Source organism: Ferrimonas sp. YIN67, from assembly GCF_057219095.1.
Genome location: NZ_JBXVVJ010000002.1, coordinates 740465 through 752630, shown reverse-complemented (window position 1 = coordinate 752630; position 12166 = coordinate 740465). Strand labels below are relative to the sequence as shown.

The following is a 12166-nucleotide window of genomic DNA, read 5'->3' as shown; positions in this document are numbered from 1 at the left end:
CGGCAAGATCGTAGAGAAGACATAATGGTATGCAATAGCATGCCACCCACTCTGACATGGCATCGAGATTGTCATTTGGTGGTGGGGAGGTGTTGGATTTCCTGGCTGGGATGACGAGCGTAAAGCAAGAGCAGGATGGCGAGTATGTACCATACCATTATGTCAGTTCTACTGATCTTCCTCTGAGTCTTGGTACTACTGGCTTCTGCGCGATTACTGTATACGAAGCGTGGTGTAATTTCGTAGCTGGTGTAGCTCGGGAAAGTGGACATGGAGCCTTAATACCGATTTATAAGGGAGGGCGTCCACTTTGAATGTGTGGCAGAGCTCGTGCTGAAATGGGCTGCAGGAGTATGAGAAGGACAGCTGTCAGTTTACCGATCTGAACGAGGCTGGTCTGATAGCTTTGATTGCTGAGATTGGTGGTCTGGAGATTGCTGGGACTTGGGTAACCGAGGATAATTGGCTTTATTGGGAAGAGGCTTGGCTAAATGCTTTGCTGAAGCGAACCTGAGTAGACCGTTTGTAAACGGAGGAAATGCTCTGGGCGATGTTTCTGGACTGCCGGGTTGAAGGGATCATCCTAGTTCGTGCTGTTGAAATACCCCTCACAAGTTGCAATGGAGTGCCTGAATAATGTCCACGTCTATTTCTACATCTTGGCTTAAACCCGCTTATCAGACGAAAGGGCTGGACTTCCTAGGTGTCCAGGCCCCTTGTATACAGATATACAGCGAACTCTTGCCCGGTGTAACAAACGTTACCGATCGCATCCGTTATTACAGTTTTTACCCTTGGTTATTGGTTCAGTTCGAACAGCGAGGTTGGCGTGAAAACGAACAGGTCCAGACGAAGCTTCGGCGAGCAGAGTGTCTTCTTACCCTGATCGCACAGCGGCACCGGTATGCGGGAGGGGATGAGTCGCTCCACATTGGAGCAATGGTTGGTAATGTCGCGATGGAGAAGGCCATTGTTCTCATTAGCGAAGGTGAGACCGTTACACTCTCAACTTATGCCAACAAAGCCGAAAATCCTAACCGTTACTTCAAAAATCCCAACGGGGGATTTGGGCAGTACTACTATGGAACGCTATTCAGTCTCGGGTTGATGAAGGGGGAAAACCCCTCGCAGGCTAGAGTGGTAAGGGAAACAGGGGAGAGACTGGCATCAGCTTTTGATCAACATGTGCCGGGTCAATTGTTCTTAGATGCGTTGGTTGATGACCAGGTGAATGATGAACTTTTGGATAAGCTTGCACCATTTTGCTTTTGCCACCTGAAGTCAGCGGAGGTGGAGGCAGAGGCATTAATTGCGCTGCTTTCACGCGGTTGGTCAGCCTTTTATCCGGATAAGGACATGCCCGAGGTAGAGCTTCAAATGACTCGTAACAGGGCGCAGTCACTGGTATATCTCGCCCTGTTAGCTGATAGGGCGAGCAGGGAGAATCCAGAAGATTCTCAAGGTGTTTTTGATGTCAGTTTTTTCCGTGGAGTCAGCTACGCAGAGAGTCTCGAAGGATACACATCCCTAGATACGGTCGAAAGGTTGTGGAAGTCGTATCATCGCAGCGAGATGCTTGCGATCGCTCTGCAAGGTCTTTTCTTTGCTCTGCTGGACCGAGCGCAGTGGCACTTGCCCAACTTTATGTCGACAGAAGCAATGAGTGAGTGGTTTTGGACAGAGGGTGCCGGATTTGACGTGCTTATGGGGGCAGGTTCAAGCACTTTTTTGGAATGGCTCGAAGCTAAGGCAGAACATCTGCCGCCCCTGAAAAGGTGGAGAGATGACAAACACGAGTTCCGCTGTATGGAACGGATTGTTCAGGCTACAGGTCGTGGCAACCTATCACAGGTTGAAGTGACAGCACTTATTGATGATTGCTTAAGCGTTGTTGCTGCGTTGTATACGCGCTCGGAGAACGCTAAAGGGTATGACCTACACCAGTTTGAATCAAACTGGCTTAGTTACTATCCGGCGAATCTGAACACGATAAGGGAGTTTCTCGAAAGGGAGGCATCAAGGTCTTCTCCTGCAACCGTTCTGGCTAATCTCTGTCGGCATTTCTGTTTGGATGCTCATCAGCGAGTTGCTATTCGCAAGTTGAGTCAACAGAGTAACGATACTTTTCGTTTCCGTCAGGGGGACACAGGATTAGAGGTTGAATACGCCTCACCGGCTGTCCACACAAGCCCTCGTTTTTACCAGGCTCTCAATGCGATGAGGGATCTTGGCTTGTTGGCTAACTGTAGTGCTGGGTATCAACTCAGTGAGAGAGGCTGGCGGTTTGTGAGGGAGGTCGTATGAGCGGAACTGTTTCCCTGTATAACGAACTCAGAAGCGGCGGTTACGAAAGTTGCTTGATGACTTCGTTCAATATCGATTTCCCTTTCTACGAAGAGGTTCTACTGCGTCGCATGCGCTCAGTGGGTATCAGTCATCACGTGGTGCTCGTCGATGCAGGGATGTTAAATCAGTCGCTAAAGCATCGGCCACCTAAGTGGGCAGGTTGGTATTACAGTTTGGCCCCAATGCATTGTGGAGGCAGCTTTCATCCTAAAGTGATGATGCTGTTGGGTCGGGATAAGGGACTGCTGGTTGTTGGCAGTCACAACATCACTCAATCTGGATTCGGCAGAAATCTTGAGGTCACAAATGTCATTCGATTTGATAGGAAGAAGTCACCTCAAACAGCAGCGATATTTCGTCAGACCTATGAAGCATTTGTGACTTGGCTGGGCGACTATCAATCAGACGATTTGCCTGAGCAAGTTGAAAATTCACTGTTAAAAGCAAAAGAGTTCAGCCCATGGTTGAATGCTGATGATGAACAGGGCGCTACAGAAAGTGTTTTCATTTTCAGCTCTTTTTCGAAGCCGACTCTTTGGAAGCAATTGACACCGTACATCCCCACACCTTGTATCGAGGTTCGGGCCGTTTCCCCATTCTTTGATGCTCAGCTTTCGGTAGTGCGTAAGCTCACTGACTTAGGCGACGCGAAGATAACTTTGGGTGTTCAGCCTGATAAGGTGAAGGCCCCTCTGGCTCTAACCGGTATTCAGGGTGCCAGGGTGGTCGACAGCGGGTGCCTTAATGCCGCAGCTAACCGAGACAGTATTGATGGTTATGTTCATGCCAAGGTCATCGCCGTTACTGGTGAGGATGGCCAGGTTTTGGTTTCGGGAAGTGCCAATTTGTCAGCTCCAGCATGGCTAAACCTAGATGGCCCGAGAAATGCCGAAGCGGTTTTGGTGCGCTGGGGCAGCGGTGCTGAAGATGCGATTTCCGACATGGGACTGTCAGAGCTTGATGACGCTGAGACCGTGATGGAACTGCCGGAGTCTGCTTCGGTATATGAAGAAGCGAAAGAATCGGTCCGCTGTTTCATGGCCACCTTTACTCTTGATGCTGGTGCTGTGTGGATCGACTTAAAAGGGCATTTTAGTCAGCCTGTGCAATTGGCTTACAGTGGTCAGTTTGGTCATTGGGAAACAGTCCCTTTCCGCGAGGAGGCAGGGCTTCTGTGTGTCGATAGGGCACATATCGATAGCCAGCGTTGTTTGACTGTTCTCGTGGATGGAGACCTTGGAGCGAGAGTACTCATTCAATTTGAGGCTGAAATCGAAAAGAACAGCGCAACTGGAACGGAACGCATGGTTCGTCAAGCGCTTGGTTCTCTGGGGACTGATGCGCCCGACTTGAGCCTTTGGGGTAAGATTTTTAACCAACTGCTGAATCTTGAGACAAACAAGCCCGTTCAGATGAAAGCCAAAACCGACAGAGCAGACAAAGAGGAGCAGGTCGCGGAGGCAGAAAGCCTCTTGGTGAATGCCGAACTTTGGCTGGGTCTTGACAGTGATTCGAGACGTCGTATGCAAATGGCTAATGATATAGACCTATTGTTTCAAACGTTGAGCGCGTTGATGCGTCAGCAGGTTTCTTCCTCTCATCACTCAAGCATTGAGGACTCTCTGGGGCGGACTGAAGAGGAGCTCATTGGTTCAGACGATGGTGAGGAGGCTGAGACCTCAACCGACCAAGCCAAAGCGGTTATTGCACTCTGTGAGCAACGTCTTACTCACATCATCAAAAGACTATCTGGGTTCCTGCAACAAGCCGTTAAGTGTCAGGTTGACGAAGAGCGCCCGGAAGCCAAGGCCAGACAGATGAAACAGGGTACGATCGCTGCGTTAGGCGTCCTTTCTCTGGTTGTAGGGCTTCTTCGTAACGACAAGTTGGCAGTATCTGTTTCTGATGAGGCTTTGGAAGAATTGTTTAGTATCCTTTGCACTGAGCTGATGACAGAAAGTCCTACTAGTGATGTTTGGGCGGAAGTAGCAGAGGTGCAGCAGACAGAGGATTGGGGGCACTTACTGGGGTATTTGGTTTGGTTAGGCAGCAAGATTCAGTTGGGCGTACAACCTATGCCGCCCCTGTCATACAGCAAGCCTGAGCGCCAAAGGGTGCATTGGAGCAATGCTTGTTGGCTCTTTTTGGCTCAGTCTCTGATGGGGGATTCTATTGCCTTGGATACGGCTCGTGGTTTGATCGGTAATGATCCCAATTCGCTAGCGTGGCTGCAGCGGGTCATGCAGTTTGAATGGAGTGCGTGGCCGAAGATTGCTGACGGTTATGGCTTGGTATCACGGAAGGATGCAGCGGTACCTAGCTATCTGTTGGTCGTGGGCGAAGATCGGGATCTGCTTCGGCTTGCAACCGTTGCGACTCCAACCTCTGAAAGGCGTTTTTTACGGTCGCGCATGCATATCAAATTTGATGTTGGCATCAACGCTAAGAGCGAGCGAAGGCCGATTTTCAACTGACCGTTATATTGAATCGGCTGACGAAAAGTGTAGTCACCTTCTCTGTGGGTAATCGCTGAAACCCTTGCCTGCTGCGGGCTTCAGTGATGTGCTTACGCTAGGCTGTGAGTCGGCGGCAGTTCGGTGGCGCAGCGTTTGAGTCAGATTTCCTTGTGCGTTATGGTCTGTTTGCGGTTGTTGCTGCGAGGTTGGCGGATCTCTATGACGCGCATAGAGAAATTGGGTTCAATTTAAAATCCCTCGCTCTTAGAGTGTGCCGGTTCAAGTCCGGCCTCGGGTACCATTACCGTCTTGTGCGGAATGACAAATAACCAGCCTAGCGCTGGTTTTTTTGTGTCTGCTGCTCGGCGAATTAGTGGTGAATGCGTGAGGAATTCGCTTTCCTCCCTGCTGCATCAGCCTGTCCATCTCTGCGCTGCTCTTAGGGCTTATAGCCACTTCCTATCCCTATCCTGAAACCCTGTCCTGACTCCTGTGCGAACGCTCTGGTGCGCTTTGTGCCGCGTGCTTGGCGGGATTGAGTATCGCTAGGGCGCGATGGCTAGAGTGTTGTGGGTCGTAGGGGCAGGGTTCTGATCTGGGTATTGGTTTTTTGGTGGGAGGGGAGTCGCAGTGATGCGCCTCAAAGCGGCTTAGAGAGTTTAGCTCTCCGCACGAGGTTGAATCACTGCGACAGTGCCAGAGCCAGGAAGGCTGTTTAAGTGCTCCATCTGCGCAAGGTCGGGTTCGCATCCCTCGGGTGGGCCAACAGAGCCAGCCTAACCGACCGGCAATGCTTATCTTATGCGCAGGTTGCTGGATTTTGATCACTGTCTCCGAGGTGGATTCAGCTTGGGTTGGTGGTTAATCAGGTGGATTGGTGTTTGTGAAGCCGGGGGGGAAATGACTGGGAGGTGGGGGCGATCCAGCATGGGGCGGTCTATCATCGCCTGCCTGTACCGCCGAACACTCCTCCTGCTCCTGTCCGTCTCGGGCGGCGAGCTTGCCCCTATAAACCTGCATCAGGCTCCCTGCCGGGGGGATGGTGGGGTTCGTTCGGGCATAGACGTAAGGTCGCAGGCCCGCGCTCATCCAGGGCGCAATGCTCAAAATTTGCCCATTTTTTAGCCGGTAAGGCATAGGAGAGTTTTTTCGCGAACGAAGGGGAGGAAAGATTTCGCCCAACTTTTGTAAATTAACCTTTTACTATTGCGCAGATCCCTGTACCATTCGTCGTGCTCTGAGATTCAGAGTTATTAATTAGCGTCAAGTAAAGTAAGCCTTAGATGTCTGCGTTTTTCGTTGTTATTCATAGTGTTTCCCTTGGCTTCACAGTTACATTTAATAATTCAAGCTTCAGTGCATCGCATTACCGCGATAGAGTTTATTAATTTTTTTTAGAAGGGACATATTATGTCTAACAAAACAACTGGTACCGTAAAGTGGTTTAACGAAGAGAAAGGTTTTGGTTTCATCACCCAAGACAACGGTGGTGCTGACGTATTCGTTCACTTCCGTTCTATCGTTTCCGACGGTTTCAAGACTCTGGCTGAAGGCCAAAAAGTATCTTTCGAAGTTGAGCAAGGCCAGAAAGGCCCTCAAGCAGCTAACGTAACTGCTATCTAAACTTCGTCAAAGATAGCGCAAGGGGTTTAACGACCGCTTGCGCTTTTTTTTGTCTGAAATTTGTCACTTTTTTCACTTTCCGGCTCCTCTGTAGCATCAAACCTTCCTCCTATCTCAACCTGCTTTTCCCCCGGTATTGCTCCTAACCCCTGTATCGCTCCTGGTCGCCCTCTTTGTCTAACCGTGTTTGGACGAGGTCAGCGGAGGGCTTCGTGTTGGTCGAACGCCGTGACTCCACCCTTTCCAGCTAGCAAAAACGACGGGATCTCTAATCCTTGATTGTGCCCAGATAGGTATCCAGGGTCTTTTTCAGGCTTGAGACCGCCGGATATTCCCGAAAAAGGAAGTGGCGGCTGGGATCCAGGCACTCCAGTGACTCTTGCCACTCGCCCTTGAGCAGGGTGCGATCTATGGCCAGGATCAGGGGCTCCTTTATCTTTTCCAGCTCCTCCAGGCGTTGGGTGAGTGGACCTCGGTGCCAGCGATGGAAGATCTCAAGATACACGGTCACCCCGGAGCTGTGTTGCAGGGTGAAGTCGGGAAAGATCAGCCGGCCCCTGGGACGTTTGAGGAAGGGCGACTCGGCGACAAACTGCCACTCTTCGACCGTGTCGGCAAAGTGCTTGGCGAACAGCTTGACCTCGTCGGGCACATAGGCAGACATATGGCGGTAATGGCTGATCAGCTGGCTGCTCTCATCCAGTTTCAGGGTTTTAATGGCGCGTTTGGGTTGAACCTTGGCACTGATCTGCCACTGCTCTAACAGGCAGATGATGGGAAAGAAGGAGGCGATCTGCAGCCCGTACTTTCTCGAGCCCTCCATTATGGAGAGTGGGCCGTCGATCACAACTGTGGTCTTATCCTTGCTCTGCTTGAGCTCGGCCAGCAGGCGAAAGAATTTCAGGCATTTAAATATACGGCGCAGCTGCGCTGCCGAGGTTTCATTAGTGGTGAGGGTCAGGGATTGGGTCGACAGCAGCAGGGCCTGGATCTGGGCCATGTTGTAGCGTTGCAACAGCCGCCGGGGCGAAAAGCTTTTGATCCGGGTTAGCTGTTCGAAGGCGGGAAGATCCGGATACAGGAGGCTGTCGATCTCCTGCTGGCTTTGCGTCTCCACCGCGTCGCGGTATTGCGTCAGGGTTTGTGGTTCTGGCTGCTTCAGCTGGGCGGCAGCGGCCCTCAAGATGGCGTCGCGGCGTGCTCCTGCATCCTCGGCGGCCAGAGTGAAATCGGCATGGTCCATCAGGACCTTGTACAGGCCTTTGGCGAATTTGAGGTCTTCTTGACCCTGCAGATAGAGTCCGGCCTCAGACTCAAGGGTTTCCCGGGTCTGGCCTATTCCCTGGTCAAACAGGTTCAGCAGCCGCTCGGCAAACAGCAGTAACTGGGGATCGTCGACGTCGACAAAGTTGGGAAGGATCCGTGTGGATTTAAGGCTGTATGACAGCAGATCTTTGGTCAGCATCCCGATCTCTGGGTTGGGTTGTGTGGGGCGGGTTCGTAGGCCTGGTGTTGGCGCCGGCGCTGGGAGACGTTTTGCTCGGAGCTGCCGGCGGAGATCAGCTCGTAGAGACGGGCCTGTTTGTCGGCAGAGGGCCTGAGGATCCGGCCCAGGCGCTGTACATGCTCCCGCACCGAGCCTGAGCCCGAGACAATGATCCCGACGCTGGCTTCCGGCACATCGATCCCCTCATTGAGTACCTTGCTGGTGACCAGTACGGTCAACTCGCCCTGGCGGAAAAGATCCAGGTAACGCTTACGTTCGGCAGCCTTGGTGTGGTGGGTGATCACCGGCAGCAGGAAGCGCTCGCCGATCTCGTAGGCCAGCTTGTTCAGCGCGGTAAAGAGGATGATGCGCTCGCCGCGATGTTGATTGAGCAGCGTCCAGATCTGGTCGAACTTGGCGCTGCTGGCGGCGGCGATCTCCTTTTGTGTCCGATAGGCCTGCAGCACCTCCCGACCGTCCGGTGCCTGGGCACAGGCTCTCAGGAATCGACTCCAGCCATAGGGCGAGGAGAAGCTGATCCTATGGTGACGGACAAAATCCAGGTATTGCTGCCGATTTTCCTGATAGGTCGCTTGCTCTTGGGCATTCATCGGCACTTCGATCACCAAGGTGTCGTATTGGGCCAACACGCCCTCATCGAAGTCGTGAATGTCGCGGCGGTAGATCTCCTCACCGATCAGGCGGTGGAGCAGGTGCTCGCCGTTGTCATTGCGCTCCGGCGTGGCAGTCAGACCCAAGCGGTAAGGGGCAGGGCTCAGCTCGGCCGCCTGGCGATTGACCGTCCCGGGAAGATGGTGGCATTCGTCGAAGATGATCAAGGGGAACCGGTCGCCGATGTATTCCATCATCAAAACGGCGGAATCGTAGGTGATGACGGTGATGGGCTGTAGATCCTTGCTGCCGCCACCGTATACCCCGATGGGTTGCTTAAAGTGTTGTTCCAGCTGGGTGGCCCACTGCACCATTAGATCGATGGTAGGCAGGACGATGAGGGCCGGGACCCGGCAGCGACGGATCGCTTCGACCGCAACAAGGGATTTGCCGACGCCGGTGGGCAGTATAACCAGGCCTTGCCCCTTGTTGGCCAGCCAGCTGTCCACTGCTTGCTGCTGGTAGTCCCGAAGGGTGAATTCGAGCTGCTCAGGCACGGTTAATGGCGTGGTGTTGAAGACCTCATCGTCGAACTCACACTGGGTGAGCAACTGCTGTTTGAGGCTGCTGTAGGCCCAGGCCGGGGCGCGCCAGGCGTCGACGCGACCGTCAAAGACCAGGTGGTCGATGCGGTGGGACGCAAGCATAGAGGTGTCACCGCTTAGCAGCAGTGAGCCGGCATCGAAGTTCAGCTTCATGGTCGGGAGAGATCATTGGAAAACGGCATCATAGCAGATGTTCTTACTGATCTTTCTACTGACCTTTTGCTACCGGCAAGCGGGGGGTGCAGGTGTGCGGATATTGGGCAAGTGAAAAGACTTTGGTGGATTAATCAGCGATTTGTGGCGGATTCTGCTTCAGTTGGTTTTGTTGTGGGTTTACAGGCAATGGCTGCTGCCCTAATATGCGTAACCGCTGGAGGGATGGCAGAGTGGTCGAATGCACCGGTCTTGAAAACCGGCAGGGGTTTATAGCCCCTCTAGGGTTCAAATCCCTATCCCTCCGCCATATAAAGAAGAGCCCGCACCATCGTTAAGATGGTGCGGGCTTTTTCGTGACTCGTTGTGACAATAACAGCCTGGCCATCGTGCCTGAATGGGTGTTTAGCTCTGCAACAGACCGGCCTGTTTCAAAGTGTTTGTCATTCGAGCTCCATGACTGCCAAGCCAATAGTGACGTTGGCAATTGGGGCAGTATCGCATAGGGGCACCGGCACGGTGACTGGCGTAGTCGGGAAGGGGCTGTTCGGCGGTCGACACAGCCAGGCAGGTGTTGCACAGCAGGCAGCGGTCAAATGTGAGCCGAACGGGGGCGAGTTGGCACTGGCTAATGACCTGTTGTAGCTGTTCCAGGGGGCGTTGTGAATGGATCAATAGGGCACCATGGGGATGCAACTCGCGCAGCAATGTACGATCTCGGGTCAATAGCAAGCGGTGCTCGGCATTGGCACGGGCAACCAACTCTCTGTCACTCCAGCCGGGACAATCCAGGGTGTCATAGCCCAAGGCTCTCAGCCAGCGGGCAAGGCGCAGTAGCATGGCATCGGCGAGGAAATGTTGAGCACTCATCCGCTGAGTGTAGTCAAGGCATCCTGCGCCAGATCTGGCAGCGTCGCAGGTGACGGCTCAGTTCATTCGACCTAGGCGTGAGTTGCGGATATCGTCGGCCGAGATCGGTGCGCGGCCTGTGGGAGTCAGCTCTTTTTTCGGTGCGCGACGCTCAGCCAAGGCGGCCATCCGGCGTTGACGATCCCGTTCGGCGCGCTTTTCTCGCATCTGCTTGTAACCTTTGAACGCCATGGCTGCGATCATCAGCCACGGCAGGACCTTCACTGGTAGCACCATCACCAGGATAAAGGCCAGAAATTCAATGTCATATTCCATCGCGCCTCTCCTGTTTCGGTTTCGTGATGAAGGGTATCAGTGATCTTGGCGCGCAAAATGTACCAGTGTTGTGAACCAGGATTCTGGGGGATTTGTCAGGTTGTGATGGGGCTCTCGAAATTGTTTCGGTGGTGGGGACAGGGTTATGGAAATTTGAGGTATTAAAACGTCAGCCTGACGATGGCCCGAAAGGAAACTGGATCTCAACGCCACTTCTTGCCAAGGTAGTGCAGTTAAGGTTTTTACATTGTGGCGAGAGGACAGAGGGATGAGTTTTGAGTTGCGGCCGATAGGCGTTGCGGATGATAAGGCGTTGGCCCGTATCATTCGGGCGGCCCTGACGGAGTTTGGTGCCAACCAACCGGGCTTTGCCTGGGCCGATCCTGAATTGGATAACCTGAGTGCCGTGTACCAGCGTGACGGCAGTTGTTATCTTGTAGTGGAAAGCCGTTCAACCCTGTTGGGCGGCGGAGGACTGGCCCCGTACCCTTGTCACCTGGAAGGGGTATGTGAGCTGCAGAAAATGTATCTTTCCCCTGATGCGCGTGGCTTAGGGGTCGGGCGCTCTTTGGTGGCCAGGCTGGTGCAATATGCCCGCAAGCAGGGTTATCGCTATTGTTATCTTGAGACTTTTGGCCCCATGACCCAGGCCCAGCAGTTGTATCAAAGTTTGGGTTTTCGTGAGTTGGAAGCCCCTTGGGGCAGCAGTGGCCATACCGGCTGTGATCGCTGGTATGCCTTGAGATTGTAAGTCGTACACTCCAGGGTTTTGCTGAGGTGTTAAGGGCACCTGGAGCGAAACGCAAGCTCCTGTGCCTTTTTGCATTGCCGATTGCCCATTTGTAGGGGGACGTTGATCCCTACCATGACCATGGCAACCACAGTGACGTCTCGCTTGGGTCGTGAAGAGGAGGCGAGGTGGGGCGGACAACTGGTGCCCTTGCCATGAGGAGATGCGAACTCGAGCCGCCTGCTGCCCACTTGGTTTGGGCGCCAAACTCTCAAGCGCGGTAAAAGGTGCCGTTGAGAAAGTGGTGGATGGCGCCTTTGCTGGCTTCGAAATGGGGTTGGGGCAGGGGGGTATCGAGATCATGCCACAGCCAGCCTTCACATTTATTCGGCTCCAGATTTTGCGCCTCGCTGTCATCATCAGGCCCCAACCGGGCAAATAGGCAGACGGAGATACTGTGGTATCCCTCCTGGCGATAGGTGAGCAGATTGTTGGTCAGGGCGATCATCTCAGGCTGCTTGATAACCAGTCCCGTTTCTTCCCGGATCTCTCGAATGGCGCATTGTTCGAAAGACTCTCCGAGCTCCAAGTGGCCACCGGGAATAGACCAGAAGGGCGCATGGCTGCCCTGTCGTTTACCTAACAGGATCTTACCGTCGTGGCGCTGGAGGATCACGCCGACCCCGATGCGGGGGAGTTGAGAGTGGGTGGCCATAAGGGGACTTCCTTTGAGATGAGCCAGGACAGGCGGAGTAGGCGCTATGGTGCCAAAGGCAGAGCCGCTTGCCAAATTGGACCGTTTTGCTGGTCGGATGGGTTAGCAAAGTGTAAGGCTAACAACTTGTCTGAAAAGCAATTGTGATGTTTTTGCACCCATCGGAGGTGGATCCGGCGCAAGGATCACGCCTGGGGTGGACCGAGCTTGCTTACCTTAGGCCAAGGCTTAATATATTCACTACTGTGCGACACT

General features: G+C 53.4%; 9 protein-coding genes and 1 tRNA gene. 5 read left to right on the top strand and 5 right to left on the bottom strand.

All coding sequences use genetic code 11. From position 1 onward, the window contains the following. Positions 1-636 precede the first annotated feature (636 nt). The 3 genes from AC2D8U_RS06950 (at position 637) to cspE (ending at position 6425) form a co-directional block, all read left to right on the top strand. Positions 637-2304, top strand: coding sequence for a hypothetical protein (locus tag AC2D8U_RS06950; protein ID WP_484618332.1), 1668 nt, complete (start codon positions 637-639; stop codon positions 2302-2304). Further along, on the top strand, positions 2301-4820 hold the full coding sequence (locus AC2D8U_RS06945; RefSeq protein WP_484618331.1) for a hypothetical protein: 2520 nt from the start codon (positions 2301-2303) through the stop codon (positions 4818-4820). Before AC2D8U_RS06950 ends, AC2D8U_RS06945 begins: the two co-directional genes overlap by 4 nt. A gap of 1392 nt (positions 4821-6212) precedes the next feature. Beyond that, positions 6213-6425, top strand: a complete 213-nt coding sequence (cspE, locus tag AC2D8U_RS06940; RefSeq protein WP_484618330.1) for a transcription antiterminator/RNA stability regulator CspE — start codon at positions 6213-6215, stop codon at positions 6423-6425. Between the two features lie 268 nt (positions 6426-6693). On the opposite strand, the gene AC2D8U_RS06935 is transcribed toward cspE, so the two are convergent. After that, on the bottom strand, positions 6694-7890 hold the full coding sequence (locus AC2D8U_RS06935; RefSeq protein WP_484618329.1) for a DUF790 family protein: 1197 nt from the start codon (positions 7888-7890) through the stop codon (positions 6694-6696). Then, positions 7884-9281 carry a DEAD/DEAH box helicase family protein gene (locus AC2D8U_RS06930; protein WP_484618328.1) on the bottom strand — a complete coding sequence of 466 codons (1398 nt, stop codon included), beginning with the start codon at positions 9279-9281 and terminating at the stop codon, positions 7884-7886. The genes AC2D8U_RS06935 and AC2D8U_RS06930 overlap by 7 nt, the downstream gene beginning before the upstream one ends. Before the next feature lie 219 nt (positions 9282-9500). Between AC2D8U_RS06930 and AC2D8U_RS06925 the strand changes: the two genes are divergently transcribed. After that, a tRNA-Ser gene (locus AC2D8U_RS06925) sits at positions 9501-9591 on the top strand. A 95-nt stretch (positions 9592-9686) separates the two neighbouring features. Here the strand turns inward: AC2D8U_RS06925 and AC2D8U_RS06920 are convergent. Then, positions 9687-10151: a Mut7-C RNAse domain-containing protein gene (locus AC2D8U_RS06920; RefSeq protein ID WP_484618327.1), complete on the bottom strand. Its 465-nt coding sequence runs from the start codon at positions 10149-10151 to the stop codon at positions 9687-9689. Positions 10152-10208: 57 nt separating this feature from the next. Then, a complete protein-coding gene (locus AC2D8U_RS06915; protein ID WP_484618326.1) occupies positions 10209-10466 on the bottom strand; it encodes a hypothetical protein in 258 nt (85 codons plus the stop codon). Between the two features lie 268 nt (positions 10467-10734). Here AC2D8U_RS06915 and AC2D8U_RS06910 point away from each other — a divergent pair, with 268 nt between their 5' ends. Next, positions 10735-11217, top strand: coding sequence for a GNAT family N-acetyltransferase (locus AC2D8U_RS06910; RefSeq protein WP_484618325.1), 483 nt, complete (start codon positions 10735-10737; stop codon positions 11215-11217). Between the two features lie 250 nt (positions 11218-11467). Here AC2D8U_RS06910 and AC2D8U_RS06905 read toward each other — a convergent pair whose 3' ends face one another. Continuing rightward, a complete protein-coding gene (locus AC2D8U_RS06905) occupies positions 11468-11911 on the bottom strand; it encodes a nucleotide triphosphate diphosphatase NUDT15 (RefSeq protein WP_484618324.1) in 444 nt (147 codons plus the stop codon). Positions 11912-12166 lie beyond the last annotated feature (255 nt).